This is a genomic window from Nocardia sp. NBC_01730 (assembly GCF_035920445.1).
In the GTDB taxonomy this organism is placed as follows: domain Bacteria; phylum Actinomycetota; class Actinomycetes; order Mycobacteriales; family Mycobacteriaceae; genus Nocardia.
Genome location: NZ_CP109162.1, coordinates 4,151,720 through 4,171,996, shown reverse-complemented (window position 1 = coordinate 4,171,996; position 20,277 = coordinate 4,151,720). Strand labels below are relative to the sequence as shown.

The 20,277-nt window shown below is 65.0% G+C and carries 20 protein-coding genes and 1 pseudogene; 9 read left to right on the top strand and 12 right to left on the bottom strand.

Going from position 1 to position 20,277, the window contains the following annotated elements; all coding sequences use genetic code 11:
• The first annotated feature begins 47 nt into the window (after nucleotides 1-47).
• The 4 genes from OHB12_RS16570 (at nucleotide 48) to OHB12_RS16555 (ending at nucleotide 2,363) form a co-directional block, all read left to right on the top strand.
• Nucleotides 48-404: a VOC family protein gene (locus tag OHB12_RS16570; protein WP_327120533.1), complete on the top strand. Its 357-nt coding sequence runs from the start codon at nucleotides 48-50 to the stop codon at nucleotides 402-404.
• A gap of 79 nt (nucleotides 405-483) precedes the next feature.
• Nucleotides 484-954: an iron chaperone gene (locus OHB12_RS16565; RefSeq protein ID WP_327120531.1), complete on the top strand. Its 471-nt coding sequence runs from the start codon at nucleotides 484-486 to the stop codon at nucleotides 952-954.
• A 479-nt stretch (nucleotides 955-1,433) separates the two neighbouring features.
• Entirely contained in the window at nucleotides 1,434-1,556 is a 123-nt protein-coding gene (locus OHB12_RS16560; RefSeq protein ID WP_327120529.1) for a hypothetical protein, read from the top strand.
• Nucleotides 1,557-1,679: 123 nt separating this feature from the next.
• Nucleotides 1,680-2,363, top strand: coding sequence for a cysteine hydrolase family protein (locus OHB12_RS16555; RefSeq protein ID WP_327120527.1), 684 nt, complete (start codon nucleotides 1,680-1,682; stop codon nucleotides 2,361-2,363).
• 372 nt (nucleotides 2,364-2,735) lie between these two features.
• Here OHB12_RS16555 and OHB12_RS16550 read toward each other — a convergent pair whose 3' ends face one another.
• The 5 genes and pseudogenes from OHB12_RS16550 to OHB12_RS16530 all read right to left on the bottom strand — a co-directional run bounded on the left by OHB12_RS16550 (nucleotide 2,736) and on the right by OHB12_RS16530 (nucleotide 5,709).
• On the bottom strand, nucleotides 2,736-3,401 hold the full coding sequence (locus tag OHB12_RS16550) for a hypothetical protein (protein ID WP_327120525.1): 666 nt from the start codon (nucleotides 3,399-3,401) through the stop codon (nucleotides 2,736-2,738).
• A gap of 87 nt (nucleotides 3,402-3,488) precedes the next feature.
• Entirely contained in the window at nucleotides 3,489-3,875 is a 387-nt protein-coding gene (locus OHB12_RS16545; RefSeq protein WP_327120523.1) for a DoxX family protein, read from the bottom strand.
• A 133-nt stretch (nucleotides 3,876-4,008) separates the two neighbouring features.
• On the bottom strand, nucleotides 4,009-4,233 hold the full coding sequence (locus OHB12_RS16540) for a hypothetical protein (protein WP_327120521.1): 225 nt from the start codon (nucleotides 4,231-4,233) through the stop codon (nucleotides 4,009-4,011).
• Nucleotides 4,234-4,521: 288 nt separating this feature from the next.
• Nucleotides 4,522-4,917 (bottom strand): annotated as a pseudogene (locus tag OHB12_RS16535) (FAD-dependent oxidoreductase); the annotation flags it as partial.
• A gap of 177 nt (nucleotides 4,918-5,094) precedes the next feature.
• Nucleotides 5,095-5,709 (bottom strand): TetR/AcrR family transcriptional regulator, encoded by a 615-nt coding sequence (locus OHB12_RS16530; RefSeq protein ID WP_327120517.1) that lies wholly within the window; start codon nucleotides 5,707-5,709, stop codon nucleotides 5,095-5,097.
• 189 nt (nucleotides 5,710-5,898) lie between these two features.
• Here OHB12_RS16530 and OHB12_RS16525 point away from each other — a divergent pair, with 189 nt between their 5' ends.
• The 4 genes from OHB12_RS16525 (at nucleotide 5,899) to OHB12_RS16510 (ending at nucleotide 10,622) form a co-directional block, all read left to right on the top strand.
• Nucleotides 5,899-7,362, top strand: coding sequence for a flavin-containing monooxygenase (locus tag OHB12_RS16525; protein WP_327120514.1), 1,464 nt, complete (start codon nucleotides 5,899-5,901; stop codon nucleotides 7,360-7,362).
• Nucleotides 7,359-8,252, top strand: a complete 894-nt coding sequence (locus OHB12_RS16520; protein ID WP_327120512.1) for a short-chain dehydrogenase/reductase — start codon at nucleotides 7,359-7,361, stop codon at nucleotides 8,250-8,252. The genes OHB12_RS16525 and OHB12_RS16520 overlap by 4 nt, the downstream gene beginning before the upstream one ends.
• 163 nt (nucleotides 8,253-8,415) lie before the next feature.
• Nucleotides 8,416-9,960, top strand: coding sequence for an acyl-CoA synthetase (locus tag OHB12_RS16515; RefSeq protein WP_327120510.1), 1,545 nt, complete (start codon nucleotides 8,416-8,418; stop codon nucleotides 9,958-9,960).
• A 164-nt stretch (nucleotides 9,961-10,124) separates the two neighbouring features.
• Nucleotides 10,125-10,622 (top strand): DUF7161 family protein, encoded by a 498-nt coding sequence (locus tag OHB12_RS16510; protein ID WP_327120508.1) that lies wholly within the window; start codon nucleotides 10,125-10,127, stop codon nucleotides 10,620-10,622.
• 142 nt (nucleotides 10,623-10,764) lie between these two features.
• Here the strand turns inward: OHB12_RS16510 and OHB12_RS16505 are convergent, their stop codons facing one another.
• Genes OHB12_RS16505 through OHB12_RS16475 form a run of 7 tightly spaced genes read right to left on the bottom strand, consistent with a single transcriptional unit; the run spans nucleotide 10,765 to nucleotide 17,754 of the window.
• The gene (locus tag OHB12_RS16505) at nucleotides 10,765-11,508 is read right to left on the bottom strand and encodes an SDR family NAD(P)-dependent oxidoreductase (protein ID WP_327120506.1); all 744 of its coding nucleotides are present in this window, start codon (nucleotides 11,506-11,508) and stop codon (nucleotides 10,765-10,767) included.
• Nucleotides 11,495-12,853 carry an FAD-binding oxidoreductase gene (locus OHB12_RS16500; RefSeq protein WP_327120504.1) on the bottom strand — a complete coding sequence of 453 codons (1,359 nt, stop codon included), beginning with the start codon at nucleotides 12,851-12,853 and terminating at the stop codon, nucleotides 11,495-11,497. The genes OHB12_RS16505 and OHB12_RS16500 overlap by 14 nt, the downstream gene beginning before the upstream one ends.
• Nucleotides 12,850-14,421, bottom strand: coding sequence for a styrene monooxygenase/indole monooxygenase family protein (locus tag OHB12_RS16495; RefSeq protein WP_327120502.1), 1,572 nt, complete (start codon nucleotides 14,419-14,421; stop codon nucleotides 12,850-12,852). The genes OHB12_RS16500 and OHB12_RS16495 overlap by 4 nt, the downstream gene beginning before the upstream one ends.
• Nucleotides 14,397-15,320: an aminotransferase class IV gene (locus tag OHB12_RS16490; protein ID WP_327120500.1), complete on the bottom strand. Its 924-nt coding sequence runs from the start codon at nucleotides 15,318-15,320 to the stop codon at nucleotides 14,397-14,399. Before OHB12_RS16490 ends, OHB12_RS16495 begins: the two co-directional genes overlap by 25 nt.
• Nucleotides 15,299-16,336, bottom strand: coding sequence for a GNAT family N-acetyltransferase (locus OHB12_RS16485; protein ID WP_327120497.1), 1,038 nt, complete (start codon nucleotides 16,334-16,336; stop codon nucleotides 15,299-15,301). Before OHB12_RS16485 ends, OHB12_RS16490 begins: the two co-directional genes overlap by 22 nt.
• Nucleotides 16,337-16,340: 4 nt before the next feature.
• Complete coding sequence (locus tag OHB12_RS16480) at nucleotides 16,341-16,721, bottom strand: nuclear transport factor 2 family protein (protein WP_327120495.1); 381 nt, start codon at nucleotides 16,719-16,721, stop codon at nucleotides 16,341-16,343.
• Nucleotides 16,714-17,754: a cupin domain-containing protein gene (locus OHB12_RS16475; RefSeq protein WP_327120493.1), complete on the bottom strand. Its 1,041-nt coding sequence runs from the start codon at nucleotides 17,752-17,754 to the stop codon at nucleotides 16,714-16,716. Before OHB12_RS16475 ends, OHB12_RS16480 begins: the two co-directional genes overlap by 8 nt.
• A gap of 998 nt (nucleotides 17,755-18,752) precedes the next feature.
• Here OHB12_RS16475 and qhpG point away from each other — a divergent pair.
• Nucleotides 18,753-20,237: a flavin-dependent monooxygenase QhpG gene (gene qhpG / locus OHB12_RS16470; protein ID WP_327120491.1), complete on the top strand. Its 1,485-nt coding sequence runs from the start codon at nucleotides 18,753-18,755 to the stop codon at nucleotides 20,235-20,237.
• Nucleotides 20,238-20,277 lie beyond the last annotated feature (40 nt).

The window sequence follows — 20,277 nt, the reverse complement described above, 5'->3', positions numbered from 1 at the left end:
CAGACGCACACACCGGGCCGATTCGGCCAACAACTTCAGGAGTAACCATGACCAGCTCTTCCATCCACGGAATCAAAACCGTGCTGCACCCGGTGACCGACCTGGCGGCAGCCAAGGCGGTGTACGCCGCCCTGCTCGGCGTCCCGCCCCGGACCGACTCGCCGTACTACGTCGGATTCGAGGCCGAGGGCCAGCACATCGGACTGGTGCCCGACGGTGGGCCACAGAAGATGACCGCACCGGTGGCCTACTGGCACGTGCCGGACATCGAGGCCAAGCTGGCCGAGTTGGTCGCCGCGGGAGCCGCCGTGAAAGAACTCGCGCACGACGTCGGCGGCGGACGCCTGGTAGCCACCGTCACCGACACCGACGGCAACATCCTCGGGCTAATTCAGGACCGATGAGACGGCGAGCGACCGCGCTACCGTGACAGCCCATCGGCAGCTACCCGTCTCCATCGAACTCGCGCAAAGGAACCGGCTGATGAATTCACAGAAGTCCACCCGCACCACCACGAAGAACAACACCGCAGTGGCATTTACCGACGAAGAACGTGCCGCGATGAAAGAGCACGCCCGAGAACTGAAAACCGCCGCGCACCGCGGCTCGCGCACGACCAAGGCCGACGGGGAGAAAGACGTGCTCGCGAAGATCGCCGAAATGGCGGAATCCGACCGCGCCCTGGCCGAACGAATCCACGCCGTCATCACAGCCAACGCACCGGAACTCGCACCGAAACTCTGGTACGGCATGCCCGCCTACGCCAAGGACGGCAAGGTTGTGTGCTTCTTCCGTAGCGCGGAGAAGTTCAAGTCGCGGCACGCCACACTCGGTTTCGAAGACAAGGCAAACCTCGACGACGGCACCATGTGGCCGACCTCCTTCGCGCTGACAGGGTTGACCCCCGCCGACGAAACCAGAATCGGCGAACTCGTGCGGAAAGCGGCAAGCTGACGATGTGCGCGCTACAGCGCCCCCGGTGGCAGGCCCACGATGGAAGCCGCCCCAGTGATCTGCCGACAGGCGTCCAGTAGCGGGGTGGCAACTCTGCAGAGTGCCGCGTTCTCGATCTCGGACCAGCAGGTGCAGTACAAATTCCGGAGCCACACCCCTCATGGCCCCATCGGGGGTGTTGGGGCGGATGAGCACGATGCGGTTGTAGGGGTTGGTGTCGTTACTTCCGCGATCGTGGTAGCCCCATCGGCGCCACCGCTCCAGTGCGGCTGTCGCGTTGCGCGAGGCGTTGCGGGGCCAACGCCGATTACGCGTTGACGCCCAGCGAACACTGATGGCCGAGTGGCTCGACCGTTTGGCGGATCGGGCAGACACCTAGTTCATCGGCGGCTCCTCGTACCGTCTTCCCTTGCGCACCAACGGGTCTGCTCGCGTTTTCAGCCACAAGGCGCGGGCCGATACAACGGTGATCGGCGCGAATGCGGCGTATCCCGACCGACTCGGGGTTGCCGGCCGAGACGGTGGGCAAGCTGGCCCGCAGGGTGCGGCCGGGGGCTGCCTGCTCGATACTCAACAACGCGGTCCGGGTAATCGAGGGCTGAACGCGGTGCGCGTACGCATCAGGTAGTTCAGATGCCGGAGAGCGCAATTCGGCCACGGGGACGTTGAGCGGCGGCGATGATGAGAAGGATGGGAACCGGTGGCGGGAGGAGACGGTAAGCCCTATGCGTGATGTCGCGTTGTTGATGATCGATATGCAGAACGGTTACATCGCCGACGACGGTGTCCGCGACGCTCTGGGATGGCCGCCGATCTGGCGGCTCGACGAGGTCGTCGCCGAATGCGCACAGTTGCTCGACGCCGCGCGGGTGGCGGGCATACCGGTGCTGTACTCACGGCAGGTGACCAGTCCGGCCGGGATACTCGCGGCCAACCCGCGAGCGGCCCGCCATCAACGATTGCGTCGATCTCGCCTGCCGGTCCTCTCGCCGGACAAACAACGATGGCGTACCGAGCTGATGGACGCCGTCGCACCGCGCCCGGGCGACATCGTCTTGGAAAAGACCCGGCATAGTTTCTTCGCCTACACCGAGCTCGACCCGATCGTGAGAAGACTTGGCGCACAGCGGCTCGTTGTGGCGGGGCTGCAAACCAATGTCTGCGTCGAGGCGACTGTCCGAGCCGGGCTGGAACGCAACTACGAGGTCGGGGTCGCCGAGGACGCCGTCTCCACCGACGGCCCCGACCTGCATTATGGTGCGCTCAACTCGATGCGTGTCGTGTATGTCGAAGTCGCGCCATGGCGAGAGCTGATCGCTGACAACGCATCTTGGGATCGTGCTTACACCACACCGAACTATGGCCGCAATCCGGACTACTGGAGCGAGCCCCTGAACAACCCAGGTTGAGCATTCGTTATCTCGCCGCAGGCGAATGACATTGTAGGCCGTAGGTTTTCCAGCGCCCGGTGGCTTCGTCCGTCATCGGTGACGGCGATTGCGGGAGGCGGTGTTCGCGAATTCTGCCCCGTCGGGTTCGGCGGTGGCTGCGCCCACAGTGGTGATGTCAGGAGGGCCGATCGACGGTGGGCACTGTCGTTTTCACGGGTGTGCCGCGGCGGATGTCGGCGCCGAGTTCGTGGGCGCGTTCGTCGAGCAGACACCCGAGTTGTGGTTGCGGGAGGGAAGCCCCCGCAGCGGAGGATCGGTCAGGTGTGAGAAGTCCAGGTGCACACTGCTGAACGGAAACTGGGGAGCCGGGTGGCTGATGCCCGTACCTGCTCAAACCAGGGCGGCACGGCCTCGTGCGTACGCGATGACGCTCTCTGCGTAGGCCGACTCGTCCCGCTCCGCGAGGCCTGCTCGGAATTGCATGAATGCGTCATCCAGTTGCGGTCCTGGTCCGCGGTCGGCGAGCAGGACGACAATCGCCTCCCAGGTCCCGATCTGCGGGTCCGGGTCGGCCAACAGTTCGTCCAGGTACTGGTCCGGTTCCAGCAACCGCAGCGCCCGACGTGCGTAGGCGTGCACGCGCCGGGGCAGCTCGGCGCGGATGGCGTCGACGTCTGCCTGCAGTGCGTTCCGGCCCGGTTGTGTCGGATCGACATGCAGGCACCACAACTCGGTCAGGTCATTCGGCATGCCGTGATCGTTGATGAGGCCGGGGCCGGTCGCCTGCTCGAGCGGCGTGAGCGGGAGACCCAGCTGTGCGTTGCGCCAGTTACGGAATTCCCACCAGGCGGTCGGTGTAGCGCTCAGACCGAGGCCGAATCTGAGTACCTGCTGCCCGCCGGTCCAGGTGCGCAGTGTCCGGGCGCGCCGGACCGACGCCACACCACCCGGCACGACTCGCACCCACATAGCTTCCGAGCCGTGAAAGCCATACGGCTGCAGCAGCTTCCCTGCCTCACGCATCAGTCGGCGCAGCGCCGAGTCCGGTCCGACCATGTCAGCAGACTAGCGGCATCCACCGACACGAGCGGATCTGCAAGCGTCCCAATATATTTCGCCCATGGGCCTGGCGGTGACAGCCGTTCAACCGTTGAAGGAGTAGGGGCCGAAGCGGCCCCACGCCACGAAGCCGGCCAGCACGAGATAGACCAGGTCGACCATCATGAGCCCGACCTCATGACGCCGGATGCGTGTGATCGCCGCACCGACCATGATCAGCACCAGACCGAGGGCAGCGAACGGCACCAGAACCGGCGCGATGTCGAACGCGGCGGGCAGGATCAGGCCCATCGCACCCAGGACCTCGAGGGCTCCGATGGCCTTCACACTGCCGGCGCTGAAGTCGTGGAGCCACCCCGCACTGGCCCCGACGGAGGCTATCTTCTCCTTCGGCAGAACCACTTTGCCGCCGCCGCCGAACAGGTAGGCAGTGGCGAGTAGTCCTGCGACAATCCACAGAGCGATGTTCATGAGGTTTCTCCGTACTGTCCGAGGTAGTCGTGCGAACACCAGACACCGACGAGGCGATTCTCGTGACAACGCAGCGGTGTGACGTGCGTCATGGGCTAGTGCGCCATCGGTATTCATCGGTATTCATCGGTATTCATCGGAGGGTGAGTGGAATCTCGGATTCGACGCGGGTCAGCTTCTCCGGGTTGCGGACGTAGTAGAGACCGGTGATGCGGGCGTCCTCGACACGGATCGCCATCACGCCGTCGATCTCGCCGTCCAGGCGTAGGACGAGTGCCGGGTTGCCGTTGACCACGGTGGGTTCACAGGTGAGTGCGGCATCGACCTTGCCGGTGCCGCGGAGGATGAAGCGGAGCACCTTCTCGGAGCACCCGGCGCTCGGCTGTGATATGCCGAGCTGCCGACGGTCCGTTGCTCAGAGGACCGCGGATGAACGCATGCGTGCGACGGTGCCCCGCAATCAGGGCGCGCACGACATGGGAGTCCAGGTCCGCGCACAGTCGACCGACGTGGCCCAGGCTGCCCGTTCAGCGGGTGGCCAGCGCCTCGCCGCGCTCGGCCTCGAGCAGCTGCCGGCGCTTGGCACCTCCCGAGACGCGGTGCAAGCTGTACGAACCCGGCCGGCGTGCCTCGGAGGCCAGGTGCTTGACGATGCTCTTGCACACGAACTCCTTGTGGCGATCGGGTAGGCGAACTCGGCGGCTCCTGGCACGTGCGGGTCGGCGGCGCCACTGCCCACCGCGTAAACCAGATAGTCGTAGCCGACCGTGCCGCCGGTCGCCAAGGTCACGCTGCGCTCGGCCGCGTCGATGCGTGTCACGGTGTCGACCACCAGCCGGATGTCTTCGCCCAGGACTTCTCTGTAGTCGACGACCGCGTCGTCGGACCCGCCCACCAGTTGGTGCAGGCGGATCCGCTCGACGAAGCTCGGGCGCGGGTTGATCAGAGTCACCCTCACGTCGTCGCGCTGCGTCAGACGATTGGCGGCCATGACGCCGGCGTATCCGCCGCCGATCACGACCACATCGGTGTTCTCGGTCATGGTGTCCTTCGTTTCCCAGGGGGTTTGGGCACAAGACACCGCGTGATCGATAGTTGTGACAGCGCGTGAGGCAGATCACTTCACAGGCGTGGGCTCGGCACGCAGAGTCCGCACGGTCGGAGCTGATGCTCCGGGGACTCGCGGCGCGGCATGGATGTGGATCAGCGCACGATCCTGTCATCCGGTGATGATCGGCACCAGATACGTTCGCGCGAATGCCCCGAGGGCATCGTCGGAATCGAGCGTGACCGTTCCGTGCGGCTGCAGGATGAACGAGTGAACGACGCGGCAGACGATCTCGGCGCGGGTGTCCAGGTCGGAGGAATCGGTCAGGAGCCCGTTTCGAACAGCGCTTCGAAGTGCGGTGGCCGTCGCTGCCACCGACATCGTGAACATGGGGCCGCCATCGGTGGTGAGTTGGGGTAGGACGCGGTCGGGTTCCAGGGCCAGCATCCGGTTGACGAGCGGATGCGTGCGCCACCGGGTGATCACCGTGACGAAGATGTCGGCGACGAGGTCCTCAGCAGTGTTGTTGCGCGCCGATATCGAGCCGAGTTCGGCGAGCAACGACTCGACTTCGCGGGTCATGACCGCCCGCACCACATCGTCGCGGGAGCCGATCCGCCGATAGACGGTGACTCGGTCGACGTCGGCTTGTCGAGCAATGTCCTCGATCGTCGTCTTTTTGACGCCCACCTTTTCGAACTGGATCAGCGCGGCATCCAGGATGCGGGCCTCCACCGAATCATCGATCTCGGGCTTGTTTGTCGAGGTCGCGGCTGTGGGTGTCACGCGACGACAGTACCAAGAAATGGACTTCCTGCAACAGATCGTGCCGACCTGTTGCTGTTACATTGCAATGGCAAATGTTGCGATGTACAGTCGCCGCATGGCTGAGACCGCCGGTGCGGCTGAACTGATCACCCGTGCGGAGGCCGGTGCGGCGGTACGTCGGTGCTACACGGAAGGACCCGCTGACCCATGGCCATCGATATCGACCACACGCACATCGCGATTGTCGGGGCCGGGTTCGCCGGAATAGGTCTGGCGATCAAGCTTCGCGAAGCAGGGTTCGACGATCTCGTGATTCTGGAACGTGCCGACGACCTCGGCGGCACCTGGCAGGCGAACACCTATCCCGGCTGCGCGTGCGATGTTCCATCGCACCTGTACAGCTACTCCTTCGCCCCGAATCCGGACTGGTCGCGCACCTACGGCCGGCAAGAAGAGATTCTGGAGTACATCCGTTCGGTGGCGGTGACGCACGATGTGGTGCGCCACATCCGTTACAACGCCGAGATGCTCGATGCCAGGTGGGACGATGCGGAATCACGCTGGCGCGTCAGCACTGTGACCGGAGATTTCACCGCGGACTTCGTGATCTCCGCGACCGGGGTTTTCAGTGCGGCGAAGTATCCGTCGTTGCGCGGGTTGGAGACGTTCCAGGGCAAGGCATTTCATTCGTTGTATTGGGATCATGGGCACGATCTGACGGGGGAGCGGGTCGCGGTGATCGGCACGGGTGCCTCGGCGGTGCAATTCGTGCCGGAGATCCAGCCCGAGGTCGGTGCGCTCACCCTTTTCCAGCGATCGGCGCCGTGGATCGTGCCGCGAATGGACCGCGGGACAATCGGACTGGAGCGAGAGCTGCTGCGCCGGATGCCGCTGGCGGGCAAGGTAATTCGGGGTGGCTGCTATGCGTTGATCGAAGGCTTCGGGCTGATCGGGTTCGTGGACAAACGGTTCCGTCATCCGTATGAGCTGCTCGGCAAGTGGCAGCTTCGCCGTCAGGTCCGCGATCCGCGTCTGCGCAAGGTGCTGACTCCGGATTACATGATCGGCTGCAAACGCGCGATCTTCTCCGATACGTATCTGCCTGCTCTCGATCGAGACAATGTCGAGGTCGTCACCGACGGCATCGCTGAAGTGCGCGCGCACTCGATCGTGACACGCGGCGGCGTCGAGATTCCGGTCGACACCATTATCTACGGCACCGGATTCGAGCCCGTCTCCGAGGCTTTCGGGCGATTCACCGGGCGCGGTGGCGTCACCATCGCCGAGCTGTACGAGAAGCGTCCGCAAAGCTATCTCGGCAGTGCTCTGTCGGGGTTTCCGAACTTCTTCTTCACTCTGGGGCCCTTCGGGGCGGCCGGAAACCAATCGGCGATCTACATGATCGAGTCGCAGATCGCTTACATCGTGGACGCGTTGAAGACGATGCGAGCCGAGGGCGCACGCCGCGTCGAGGTACGGCCCGAAGCGCAGGAGGTGTTTCTCGACGAGATGCGGGAACGAAGCCGTTCGACGGTGTGGCTCACCGGTGGATGTCATAGCTACTACCAGACCCCGGACGGCCAGAATGCCGGCCTGTACCCGAACTGGAGTTTCGAATACCGCCGCCGCACAAGCCGATTCGATGCCAGTTCCTATGAGGTGAGTGCATGATGGACGTAGGACAGCTCAACCCGCTCCGCTGGATCGGCAGTTCGCCGTATGAGGTGCGTGGCAAGACGGTGCTGATCACGGGCGCCGGCCAGGGAATCGGCCTGGAACTGGCAAAGAACCTCTACGCCCGCGGGGCTTCGGTCGCATTGATCGACATCGATGAAGGCGCCGTCCGCAGCGCGGCGCATGCACTCGGAGATCGCGCCTGCGCGGTCGTTGCCGACGTCGCGGATCGTGAGTCGATGGACAAGGCGATCGCAGAGGCGGTGGCCAGGTTCTGCCGCCTCGACGTCGTAGTCGCGAACGCGGGCGTGGTCCCGCGTCCGGCGACGTTGCGAACTATGGACGGCAGCGATTTCGACCGCGTCGTCGGCATCAATCTCACCGGTGTGTTCAATACGGTTCATCCGGCTCTCGACCACGTCGTCGCCGTGAAAGGTCATGTGGTCGTGGTCTCGTCGGCGGCCGCATTCGCACCCGGTATGGGTGGTGCGCCGTACATGATCAGCAAGGCGGGCGTCGAGCAAATCGGGCGTGCGCTGCGGGTCGAATTGGCCGCGGTGGGTGCTACGGCCGGCGTCGCCTACTTCGGCGTTGTGGAGACGGCCATGACACGCGACACCCTCGACCAGGACGAGCTGGGCCGCGCACTCGGTGACATGCTGCCCTGGCCGCTCGATGTGCGAATCACCGCCGCTGAGGCCGCCGAGACGATGGCCGACGGCATCGCTCGGCGCGCCGCGCGGACCATCACCCCCAGTGGCTGGGAGTTGTACGCCCTATTGCGTGGAGCGGTAAACGTGGTGCTGGACAACCGGCTCGCCCGCGATACCGGAGTGCGGGCGCTGGTCCGCGAGATCGAGCAGCGCCACGGTCGGGCTTCGTCATGATCACCGTTCGAGGATCGGTGCGGTCCCGGATATCTCGTCAGCTGGCGGGTATGACGGTTCGCCCTGGTCCCCGAGTCGCGGTCCGCATACCTCCGCGTGGCATCAGCCGCCGCGTCCGGGACAGCCCAGTCTTTGCGCGGAGCCAGGAAGTAAGGAAGTAGATATGTATCTCACGCAAGGCCTGCATCGAGCTGTCCGCCAGCACCCGGACGATGTCATGCTCATCTGTGGCGAGCGGACCACAACGTTCCAGCAGGTCCACGATCGGGTGGCGCGATTGGCCGGTGCACTCCGCAGTCTCGATGTGGCAGCCGGGGATCGAGTGGCGATCCTGGGACTGAACTCCGACCGGTACGGCGAATACCTGCTCGCGGTGCCGTGGTCGAACGCCGTGCTGAATCCGGTCAACATCCGCTGGAGCCCCGCCGAGATCATCTACTCGTTGGCGGACTCGCAGTCTTCGGTCCTGTTCATCGACGATGCGTTCGCGCCGATGCTGCCGGCTCTGATCGCGGGTTACCCGGATCTGAAGACGGTGATCCATTACGGCGACGGACCGACACCTGAGGGCGCCCTGTCCTACGAGGAACTCGTGGCAGCGACCGACCCTGTCGAGGACGCCCGCCGCGGCGGTGACGAACTGGCTGGGTTGTTCTACACCGGCGGAACCACAGGCTTCCCCAAGGGAGTGATGCTCAGTCACGCGAATCTGATCAATTCGACACTCGGCGCCCTCGCGACCGGATATCTGCCGCACCCGGGCGCGCGGTTCCTGCACGCCGCCCCGATGTTCCATCTCGCCGATCTGGCGGGCTGGACGGCTCAGGTGGTACTCGGTGGCTCGCACATCATCATTCCGATGTTCGAGCCGGTCGCGGTGCTGAAGGCCATCTCCGACCACCGGGCGACCGACACACTGCTGGTTCCGGTGATGATCCAGCTCGTTGTGGACCACCCTGCGTGCGCCGACTACGACTTGACCAGCATGGAGCATGTCCTCTATGGCGCCTCCCCGGTCTCCGAGGCGGTGCTCGAACGTGCGTTGAAGGCCTTCCCGGGCGCCGGTTTCACCCAGTGCTACGGCATGACCGAGCTGGCTCCGGTGGCGACCCTGCTGGGACCGGAGGACCACGCGAAGGGCCTGCTGCGTTCGGCCGGGCGCGCGGCACCGCACGTCGAGGTCCGCATCGTCGATGACCTCGGCAACGAGGTACCGCGCGGCACGGTCGGCGAGATCGTCGCCAGCGGCGCGAACGTGATGCTCGGCTACTGGAACCGTCCCGACGACACCGCAGCGGCGATTCGCGACGGCTGGATGCATACCGGCGACGGCGGATACATGGACGAGAACGGCTACGTCTTCGTCGTCGACCGGATCAAGGACATGATCGTCAGCGGCGGCGAGAACGTGTATTCCGCCGAGGTGGAGAACGCGATCGCGACACACCCCGCGGTCGCGTCCTGCGCGGTGGTCGGTGTGCCCGACCCGCAATGGGGTGAGCGCGTCCACGCAGTCGTCGTTTGCCAACCCGGCATCGAGGTCACCTTCGACGAGATCCGTGACCACACAAAGAACCTCATCGCGGGCTACAAAGCCCCACGCAGTCTCGAGATCGTCACCGAGTTGCCGATCTCCGGTGCGGGCAAGATCCTCAAGCGCGAACTGCGCAAGAAGTATTGGGGCGAGGATGCCCGCCAAGTGAACTGACCTCCGACCACGACGTCGACCGGGCCGCCTCGGCGAGACAGCAGCCCGATCGGCGCCCGCTCATCCCGGATCGGAAGCGGCGAGTGACCGAGATCGTTGAGGTCGCGGGCTCGACCGCCCGGCCGCCGATGAGATCGACCATTAGAGTCGGGAGTGATCATCATATGAGCGAGAATCAGGGCCTTACGCCACTGCGCTACGACCAGACGGGCCTACGAGGAAGGCTCGCCTGGGTCCTCGTCGAGGAGCCCACCGATGAGATCGATTGGCCCGCCGACCTACCGGCCGGGATCGATACCGTTGTGATCGTTGACGATGAACAAAATCCGCATCACACATTGCGGGTGCACCCGCCGGACGACCCGATGCGGATAGCTTTGGTCGTGTTCGACCAGTTGGCGCTCTGCGAGGATTGGAGGCAGGTGGACCCGCGACGGATCGAGCTCAACCGCAGGCACAGCCGGGAGATGGGTTTACTGTTCGATCGGTTCCTCGACGCCCATCCGGATGTCGAATCCGAAGTCGTCGGAGCACAGATGACCGCGGCCCAGGAGGCCGCATGGACTGCCTACAGCGCTGAGCCGCTTGCTCGACATCAGGCCGAGCGATCTGCCCTTGCGGCTGAGATCGAAGCCGAGCAGCGACAGCACGACGGCCGGTAGACGGGGTCGCCGGCCGGACGGCCCTGAGACGAGAGTGCAGGCGGTGGTGACGGTCTCGTCGAACCGGCGCTATAGCGATTCCGGCGGGCGTTCGGCAGGCGCGCCAACGGGGAGGACATGTCCACGTCGTCCGCGCGGGCGCTCACTGTAGGCCCCCGTCCACGTCGATGACTTGTCCGGTGATCCATCCTGCGTCGTCGGAGGCGAGGAATGCGACGACTGTGGCGATGTCGCGGGGCTGTCCGACCCGGCCGAGCGCGGTGACGGAGACCAGCGCCGCTCGCTCCGGCGGGGTGAGGTTGCCGGCCAACTGTGCGGTGTCGACGATTCCGGGCGCGATGGCGTTGACCGTGATCCGGCGTTGACCGAATTCGGCTGCTTGACAGCGGGCTGCGGCCTCGATGGCGGCCTTGGTGGCGGCGTAGACCGAGCTGGTTGCGGCGATGCGCCTGGCCAGCCCGGAGGAGATATAGACGATGCGGCCGCCGTCGTTCAGATATTTCGACGCCGCGACAGTGGTGAGTAGGCCACCCCGGACATTGATGTCGAGGTGCTCGGCAAGGTAGTCCTCATCGATGTCTTCGGTGCGCCGTCGGCGGTAGACCCCCGCGTTGTTGACCAGAATGTCCAGCTTGCCTCCGAGTGACACCGCGCTGTCGACGAGATGTCGGCGCTGCTCGGCTTCCCGCAGATCGGCTTGGACGAGATGCGCATGGCCGCCGTTGTCTTCGATCGACGCCGCGACCACTTCGGCCTCGGCCCTGTACTGTTCGTTCTGGTAGTTGAGGATTACGGTCGCGCCGTGGGAGGCCAGTTCCACCGCGGTAGCCGCCCCGATACCACGCGAGGCGCCGGTCACGACCGCTGTCTTGTCATCGAGTTTCATCGTCGGCCTCCGGGACGATATTGCTGTTGAACCGGAACATATTGGTCGGGTCGTAGCGCCGCTTCAGCGACCGAAGTTTCGGATAGCCCGCGCCGTACGCTTCGGGTATCCGATGGTCTTCGTCGTAGTCGAGGTAATTGACGTAGGCGCCTTCGGTCGCGTGCGGCGCAACGGCTTCGCCGAACGCTCGGGTCCACGCCACTCGTTCGGAATCCTCGGCCGGATTTTTCCAGCCGTTGATCACGAGGAAAGAAAATTGGGCATGGCGTCCACGAAATGCTGTGGCATCGTGCGGTATTCGGCCGACAGCACCGCCGAGATGCTCCACGAATACCTGTGTGAAGGGCGCACTGATGCTTCGGCAATGCGCCAGGATCGCATAGGCGGCGTCGTCGCTGAACTCGGACAAATAATGAGCACGCAGATGGTATCGGGCGCCGAACGGAGTACTGGCGTCGTGCACCATCTGAAGCTCGTCGATTCCTTTCTCCCGCACCGAGTCCTGCGTCGGCTGCCCGAGAGACTCCAAGGGAGCCAGAGCTGCTGCTGCTGTGGCCGCTGGGCCGTTGAAGCACAGGCCGATTCCGACGCTGTGTGTTCCGTCCGGATTGCCGTTGTAGTAGAAGTGTGTGACCAGTTCGTCACCGGCGTCGGCGGTGATCCGCCGATACGCGTCGAACACGTCGCGGGCCTTGGCCGCGGGATAGAGCTTGACTCCGGCGACAACCCGGCTCACCGGGTGCAGGCGCAGCGTCAGCGAAGTGATGGCTCCGAAATTCGACCCTGCCCCACGCATGGCCCAGAAGAGGTCGGGATCGCTGCGCGCGTCGACGGTTCGCAGCTGCCCGTCGGCGGTGACCACGTCCAACGCCTGGATGTTGTCGCAGGCCGTTCCGAAACTACGCATCAGCCAACCGAGTCCGCCGTGCAGCGCGAACCCGGCGACTCCGACGGTCGCCACGGAGGCGCCGGTGGTGGCCAGTCCGTGGCGCGCAGCCGCTGCCACCAGGCTGCCCCAGCGCACTCCTGCTTGGACTCGGGCGAGGCGTCGGACGGGATCTATCTCGATTCCGTCCAACGCCAGGGTGGACGCGACCAACGCGCCATCGGGCATGGACCTGGCGGCGATGTCGTGGCCTGCTCCGCTGACGGCGAGCGGAATATCTTCGCTCGCAGCGTGTTCGATGACGCGTTGGACGTCCGATACGTCGGCGCACCTTGCGATCAGGGCGGGGCGGCGATCCAGCCCTTTCCATATCTGCCGAGCCCGGTCGTAGCCGGGGTGCGCGGGCTCGATGATTTCCCCGCCGAAGGAGGCGGGAAGTTGTTCCGGACGGACTGTCATGGCAACTCCGAAGGCGCGGGGGAGCGGTGGTGCACCACGGCCACCCAGCTGTCGGGTCGATCGCGGCGCCAGAGAGTCGAACAGTGCAGTGAGCCTTGTCGGTAGGTCACCAGCAGCGTGGCATCGGCCGGTCTCAGCACGGAAAAGCCGGCCGGTCGATCAGGGGTGCAGGTCGGCTCGACAGCCTTCTGCCAGTTGTCTCGGGAATGGCAGCCGTCCTCGGTGACCAGAATTCCGTCGGACGCGACGAACGGATGCAGGGCGCGGATGTCATCGCCGGCGAGCGCGTCCAGTAGCTGTCGCTCCCGATCGACGACCGTGTGGTCCGGAGCCTCGGCGACGAGATCCGAAGTGACCCGGCGCATGAACGCCGTCGCTCGCCGCGGAGTGGCCAGGGAATTCCACATCGCTTTCGGAGCGTCGAAGTTGTCCAGGAACGCGTCGGCGAGGTCTTGGCTCTGCCCGGCCGCTCGGAGCAGGGCGACGACATGATCCGGCGGAGGGCCGAGCGCGGATGCCGTCCACTCGGTGACGTCCGCGGCCAGATTCCACAATGTCGATTCCCATGTGCGGCAGAACCGCTCGTCGAATACCGGATCGGCGAGGATGGTTTGCCCGAGTTCCCACGCGGCGGCTGAGGCGAGGTTGCCTCCTTGGCCGGTGACCGGGTCGTTGAGCACCGCTGCGTCGCCGACGGCGACGGCATAGGTGTTCGGGCCCAACCGAGCCCACGGCCTGCGTACGGTGGGGGTGATCGAACCTTGCAGCAGGTCCAGTGGGCGGGTGAGGGCGAACCGACGAACATCGATGCGGCCGAGGATCTCCGAGTCTATGTCCCGCAGCAGTTCCAGCACGACTCGCGCGCATGCGTCCGGGTCGTCGTAGTACCGGTCGCGCAACCGGGACGCCCACGGTCCGTCCGGGACGGCCTCGAACGTTATGCCCGCTACTCGTCCGGTCACGGAATGGACCGGAGTCTGGAAGATCTCGCCCGCGTCGGGGACGATCTCGAGGTGCATTCCCATCGGCTCGGTGTGCGCCACCCCGTGGAACAACCCGGCGAGCAGAATCCGGGCCGGGCGCTCGGCGGAGCGGGACTCGACGCGGGGGAACAGGGCATCGATGCCAACGCCACCCGCGGCCACCACTATCAGGTCGTGGTCGTCCCGGTACCGGGCGACGGCGGCGCCCACATCCGGTATCGCGACGACAGCGCCGCCACGGTCACGGTAGTCGGCCACCAACCGCGGCAGGTAGATCCGGAAGTCGACGAAGCTGGCCTCGTGGGTCAGGTTCCCGCAGAACGCGATCGGGGGATCGGTGCGTACCCGGACATGCGCGCAGCTCATGCCGAAGTCGGTGAAGTCCCAGTGATCGATGCCGAGCGCACGCTCGCGGGCCCTGGTGCGGCCGAACCGGCATACGTTGTTGGGGATCCGGCCGGCACGGATCTGCTCAGGAGTCTTGTCGGTGTACAGCGTGGTTCGGATACCCTGCTGCTGCAGAAACAGCGCCAGATGCAGTGCCGATATCCCGGTGCCGACTATGCCGATGGTACGCGTGGCCACTCCTTTTCCCGGTGGGCGATGACGAGGCGGGAGTACGCGTCCGCCAAGGTCTGGGTGATCGGACGATCGTCGAGGTATTCGGTGTCCAGGAAATGCCCGACGGGCTGCACCCCGACCGCGGTTCCGGTGAGGAACACTTCGTCCGCTGCGGAGACGTCGTCCAGCGCCAGACGGGTCACCCGCGTCGGGATGCCGGCGTGCCCGGCCAGTTCGAGGACGGTCTGCCGCGTGATGCCGTCCAGGAAAGTGTCTGCCACCGGCGTAGCCAGCTCGCCGGCGCGGACGACGAAAATGTTGGCGCCGGTCGCCTCGGCGATCCTGCCATGATGGTCGAGCAGCACCGCGTCGTCGAAACCGTGCTGCTTCGCCTCGGCCAGCGCTAGCGATCCGACGAGGTAACTGGCGGAGGTTTTCGCCCCGACCGGCGCCATGTTCGGGGCAGGCCTGGCCCATCGGGACAGGCCCAGTCGCAGCGGTCGCCTTGGTGCCTGCGGTTGCCGCGGCCAGCGCAGCACCGCGATGGCGAGATGAACGGTGGTTCCGGTCGGATCGATGCCGATCACCTCGTCCCCTCGCCAGGCGACCGGCCGGATATAGGCGTCGGAGTAACCAGCGGCGGTCACGGTCTCGTCGATCGCGGCGGCGATCTGTGCCGCGCTCCACGGCAGGGACATTCCGATCATGGCGGACGAAGCGCACAACCGATCCACGTGTGCCGCTGTCGCGAACGGCTTGCCGTCATATGCCCGGATACCTTCGAACACGCAGAGCGCGTTGTGCAGGCCGAGGCTCAGCACCGGCAGATTCGCCTGGTCGGGTGGCACGTGCCTGCCGTCCAACCACACCGCGCCGACCCGTCCGGCGGTGCCGAGCCCACTCACGCGATCACCGCTGGGCATGCGATCCTCCGTGGCAGCATGACGTTTCTGCCGCCGTCCCTGCGATCGGCTGCCGTCGCCAGCGCGGCCAGGGCCTTGTCGATCGACGCACGCGCGGCGGCCTGCAGCGCGCCGAAATCTCCGGGGCGGGTGTCGTCGACCGGTGCGATGTGGTTGCTGACGACATGGAATCGGTTCGCGCCCAGGTTGAGCTTCGCCAGTTGGGCACCGCGGCCGAGGTTGAACCGGTGGATGTCCCGGGCCAGCCCCCACCGGTAGATCCGGTACAGCGCAACGGCATACAGGTTATGGGACCGGGCCACCGCGGCGTGGTCTATGCCTTGCACCAGGACTTCCAACGCATTCGACTCCGGATAGTGCATCCCCAGCACGGCCTGCACCAGTGTGCCATCGGAATGTCGGCGGTGCAGGAACACGCACACCCGTTCCCGCAGTGCGGATATCGCGACGTCGCGCAGGATGGAGAGGGAGAAATGATTTCGGGAGTGCCCGTACTTCGCAAGATTCAGCTGGTGCAGTCGGTCGAAGGCCACCAGGGTTTCGTCATCGACCCGGGCTCCGGTCGCCACCTCCCATCCGAAATGCTCGTCGGCGCGGCGGACCAGTCGGCTCAGCTCCCGCAACCGGGATCCCCCGAGCAACCCCCGCAGGTCACGATCGAGGCCGTCGCGCACGACGAACTCGGCCTCCACGAACCAGGGCAACTCCACGAAGCCGCGAAAAGCGGGCACGTCGGCGCCATCGCGACGCACCACCGGATGCAGCAGCCACTGTGCTCCGCCTACCGCGCCTTCGTGACGGTGCGCGTCCAGTTCGGCCGAGGTCGGAGCAGCTGAGTGCGGTCGATAGAAGTAGTCGTCGGTGACGAGCGCCCGGTCTCGGGCTGTCGGGGATTCCACGCCGAGCGCGTCGACCACTGCACGCCAGTGCATGATCTTTCCCAGCGGCACGATGGGTACCTGGGTCTCGTAGAGTCGACAGAATGCCTGCCGCCAGAAGTACGTCTCGCTGAGCACGGCACTACCCGGTCGATTGCGTCGGTGTTTCGTGGTGGAAGATCGCTTGCCAGCCGCCGTGGCCGAGCCGCCATACACTGCTGCAGTAGACGACTTCCGGCAACGGCGTGCCGTTGAAGTCGCCCCATTGCCGCAGCCGGTATGTCAGCGCGGTGACCTTCGGCCCCGCGGGCACCACTCGTATCTCATCGGCCTCGAAACCGGCGTTCTGGGCGAGTGCGTCGATGCCGTCGATGAGTTCACGTTGGCTCACCAAGCCCATCGTGGCATCGAATCCGTAACCATCCGGGTGCATCAGCTCAGCCATGACGGCCTTGTCCCTGCCGAACACCGCGGCCAGGACCCTGCGCTCGCGCTCTTCGAATAGCGCCTGATCGCTAGACATGGTTTGCGGGTGCGGTCCGCAGCGCGCATTCCGCGATGCGGTCGGACAGCAGGTGCATCATCTTCCAGCCTTTCGTCAGCACCTCTCCTACCTCCGCCGGTGTCCAGTCCCGGCGCTGCGCCAGGGCCCGGTACCCCATCTCGAGATGCTCCGCGTCCGCGCTGTCGTGCAGCTGGAAATACCGGCTCGCCGAGAACGACGACAGCCCTGCGGCATGGAACACCAATCCGCTGCCCTCGAGCACAAGATGCGACAGGACCGTGCGCTCCATGGTGGACGAGGATGCCATGCGATCCACGAACCAGGACGAGGCGGCGGCGATCACCGGATCCCACTGCGCCGGTCTGTTGTCGCGGATCTCGGCCAACAGCACGTTGTGCCCGAGCTCCTCGGCGAGATGCTCGTCGGCAAGCGGACGCGCGGAACTGTCGTTCTCCCCGACGACCCGCGCGGCGATCACTCGCTGAAATGCGTCCGACCATCCCTGAAGGTGGTCCAACAGCCCGCTGCGTACCTCGGGCGGTTGCGAATCGATGTCACCGATCAGCCGGACCAGGGCGTTGTTCCGATACTCGTGCAGGTGCCGGTCGTTTTCCGCGCGGATAGCCGCGACGTCGGGACGGTCGTCGACGAAGGCGACGCGCGGGGTGTCCGGATTCTCGTACAGGCCGTCGCCCTCGAACTGGATCGACAAAGCCCAGAAGCCCGACGGCGCGGCGCCCACGAATCCATGCTTCGAGCCCGGCGGAACCACGACGATGTCACCGGAGCGGATGTCTCGGGTGATGTCGCCGATGGCCCGTCCGGTGCCTTCCGCGACGATGATCATGCTTTTCGTCGGATGCTCGTGCACCGACAGTTCTTCGCCAGGCAACAGCCGCACCCAGCTCAGCGAGAGCCGAGCCAACTCGGGCACGAAATCCTTGAGCGTCGGATTCTGATGAAAGTCTTTGAGGAGGCCTATGTTGTGGACCGCCTCATCCACTACCACCGAGGTGATTTCGGTCAACGAGTCGCGCTCTATCACTTGCATGACATTCCTCAGTTCTGGTACTGCCGTACCGCAGCGGAGTGCGGCACGGCACATCGTAAACCGGCTCGCTGCTTTTGTCCGGGTTAGCTCGTTGACCTGCTGATATCGCAGTAGCTGTGGCGCTAGGCCCAGTGCAGCGAGCGCCATCCGATGCAGCGCGATCGGGCGGTCGAGGTGGGGCGGCGTTGTGCGGTGTCGAGGACCGAACCGGTGTGCCTGTCGTGCCGCGTGCGGATCTGTCGGTGCCGCTGCCACCGGATGCTCAGGTCGTCGCGGCCGGTTCGCTGATGGTGGTGGCGAGCTGATGGGTTCGGCGTGTCCGGTGAATGGGCGATCCACGGTGACGGGCCGTTGCGGTGGACTGCGGGCACGTCGGTGTGGGTTGCGTGCCGACTGCGGGTCGGCCCGATTCGCGCGCAAGCGGGATCTGTAACCGAACGACCAGTTCGGCAACCGACGATGATCGACCGCCACTCGGAGCTGACCAAAACCTGCGACAGTAGCACTGCCGGACCGATTCTGCGCGAACGCCGCTTACAACCGCAGGCTCCGCCGTACCCTGATTCTTCAGGAGGAAGAGCAGGGTGACCAGCCGACACCGACCATCGCCGCCCGCCAACGACCAGGTCATCTTCCACGCTTCGGCATACCTGCCTGGCGAAAAACGCACCCCCGAAACGCATCTGGGCCAACACCGACGCCGACTCCGTCGACGTCCACCCCTGCATGCCGAGTGACGGCAGTCCGGTGCGGATATCTCGTAGTGGGGTACTCGCTTATCTTCAGTTACCCACATTGCGGTAAGTCATGAGATCCCAAATTCGTTCTTGTACTTGAGGTTTCAACATTCGTTGCTACACTAAACATCGTGCGCAGTTTCGTTCTAGCTAACCAGCGGCAATATTCATCCGGGTTCATCCCACGGCCGTGGGTCCCGGGTCGGTCAGGCCGCCGGTGCGGGCGCACTATCCGTTGTCAGCAGTTCCAGGGAGTTTGCTATGGGGAACAATCCGCATGTTCTGGTAGTAGGTGGCGGCCCAGCCGGTTCGACCACCGCAGCCCTGCTCGCTCGATCGGGGATCCGGGTGACCCTCCTGGAACGAGAGAAGTTCCCGCGGTATCACATCGGGGAGTCGCTGCTGGCGTCGTGCTTGTCGACACTGCGCCTGTCCGGTGCCTACGACCAGGTTGCCGCTCACGGTTTTCAGGTGAAACGGGGCGGGTTCTTTCAGTGGCAGGACGATACTTGGCTGTTGGACTGGTCCAAACTCGTGGACGCGGAAGCTTGGTCGTGGCAGGTCGACCGAGCCGCGTTCGACAACATTCTGCTCCGCAACGCGTCCGAACAGGGTGCCGAGGTGATCGAGCAGGCCACTGTCAAGAATGTGCTGTTCGACGGCGATCGCCCGACAGCCGTCGAATGGACCGGGCCCGTTGACGATCGAATCCGGACCACCGAGTTCGATTTCCTCGTCGACGCGTCGGGAAGGGACGGCCTGTTGTCCAAACGGCATTTCGGTATGCGCCACCAGCACCCGGCATTCCGGAACATCGCGATCTGGTCGTATTGGAAAGGCGCCCACCTGCATCCGGATAGTCCGGAAGGCGCGATCAACGTCGCGTCGACCGCCGAAGGCGGCTGGTTCTGGCACATTCCACTGTCCGACGGCCGCTTCAGTGTCGGCTATGTGATTTCCGCACGCCAGGCCGCCGAGAAACTACGTGAGCACGATTCACAGACGTACTACCTCGATGCCATCCGCGACAGTAAGGCGATGAGTGCGCTGCTCGATGGAGCGCAGCAGGTCGCCGAGGTCCGGGCCGAGCAGGACTACTCCTACACCTCGGATCGGTTCTGCGGTCCTGGCTATGCCATCGTCGGTGACTCGGCGTGCTTCCTCGATCCGTTGTTGTCCACCGGCGTGCATTTGGCGACGTACTCAGGATTGGTCGCATCGGCGGCGATTGCGACCACCTTACGGGGCGAGATGAGCGAGACCGACGCACTGGCCTTTTACGAGTACACCTATCGACGGGCGTACACGCGATTCCTGTCCTTGGTTTCGCGAATGTACGAACAGTATGTCGGCTCCACCGAATACTTTTCGCACGCCAGCAGCCTCACCGCGGTGCACAGTGGCGACACCCCGCAGGAGTCGTTCACCAGGATTATGGCGGGGCTGACCGATGTGGACGAGTCCTCGGGAGAGCAAGAACGCGCCGGGACCGACACCATCCTCTCCGAGGCCGAGCGTCTCCACCCGGAGTCGGACGGGGTGAATATCAAATACATGGGTGGCCTGGATATGTCCCCGGTGTGGGACCACTGGCGCGACCCGTTGTCGGACACGGTGATGGGCGATGTGCGAATTACGACCGAACCGATACTCGGCCTGACCAATCGACCCCGCACCGCCGCGGAGATAGAGGCGGTGGCTCGCCCGGTCATTCCACCGACGGGTGCCGAAGTCACCACACATTAGCCCGACATTAGCCCCGGCTTTTCGCACGGATTTCCTCGTG

Excerpts from the sequence above, each read along its gene's own strand:
- OHB12_RS16505 (WP_327120506.1), bottom strand. The coding sequence starts at position 11,508 with ATGAAACTCGATGACAAGACAGCGGTCGTGACCGGCGCCTCGCGTGGT.
- OHB12_RS16500 (WP_327120504.1), bottom strand. The coding sequence starts at position 12,853 with ATGACAGTCCGTCCGGAACAACTTCCCGCCTCCTTCGGCGGGGAAATC.
- OHB12_RS16560 (WP_327120529.1), top strand. The coding sequence starts at position 1,434 with ATGCGGCGTATCCCGACCGACTCGGGGTTGCCGGCCGAGACGGTGGGC.
- OHB12_RS16490 (WP_327120500.1), bottom strand. The coding sequence starts at position 15,320 with ATGCCCAGCGGTGATCGCGTGAGTGGGCTCGGCACCGCCGGACGGGTC.
- OHB12_RS16570 (WP_327120533.1), top strand. The coding sequence starts at position 48 with ATGACCAGCTCTTCCATCCACGGAATCAAAACCGTGCTGCACCCGGTG.
- qhpG (WP_327120491.1), top strand. The coding sequence starts at position 18,753 with ATGGGGAACAATCCGCATGTTCTGGTAGTAGGTGGCGGCCCAGCCGGT.
- OHB12_RS16550 (WP_327120525.1), bottom strand. The coding sequence starts at position 3,401 with ATGGTCGGACCGGACTCGGCGCTGCGCCGACTGATGCGTGAGGCAGGG.
- OHB12_RS16475 (WP_327120493.1), bottom strand. The coding sequence starts at position 17,754 with ATGCAAGTGATAGAGCGCGACTCGTTGACCGAAATCACCTCGGTGGTA.
- OHB12_RS16545 (WP_327120523.1), bottom strand. The coding sequence starts at position 3,875 with ATGAACATCGCTCTGTGGATTGTCGCAGGACTACTCGCCACTGCCTAC.
- OHB12_RS16510 (WP_327120508.1), top strand. The coding sequence starts at position 10,125 with ATGAGCGAGAATCAGGGCCTTACGCCACTGCGCTACGACCAGACGGGC.
- OHB12_RS16515 (WP_327120510.1), top strand. The coding sequence starts at position 8,416 with ATGTATCTCACGCAAGGCCTGCATCGAGCTGTCCGCCAGCACCCGGAC.
- OHB12_RS16555 (WP_327120527.1), top strand. The coding sequence starts at position 1,680 with ATGCGTGATGTCGCGTTGTTGATGATCGATATGCAGAACGGTTACATC.
- OHB12_RS16520 (WP_327120512.1), top strand. The coding sequence starts at position 7,359 with ATGATGGACGTAGGACAGCTCAACCCGCTCCGCTGGATCGGCAGTTCG.
- OHB12_RS16525 (WP_327120514.1), top strand. The coding sequence starts at position 5,899 with ATGGCCATCGATATCGACCACACGCACATCGCGATTGTCGGGGCCGGG.
- OHB12_RS16565 (WP_327120531.1), top strand. The coding sequence starts at position 484 with ATGAATTCACAGAAGTCCACCCGCACCACCACGAAGAACAACACCGCA.
- OHB12_RS16480 (WP_327120495.1), bottom strand. The coding sequence starts at position 16,721 with ATGTCTAGCGATCAGGCGCTATTCGAAGAGCGCGAGCGCAGGGTCCTG.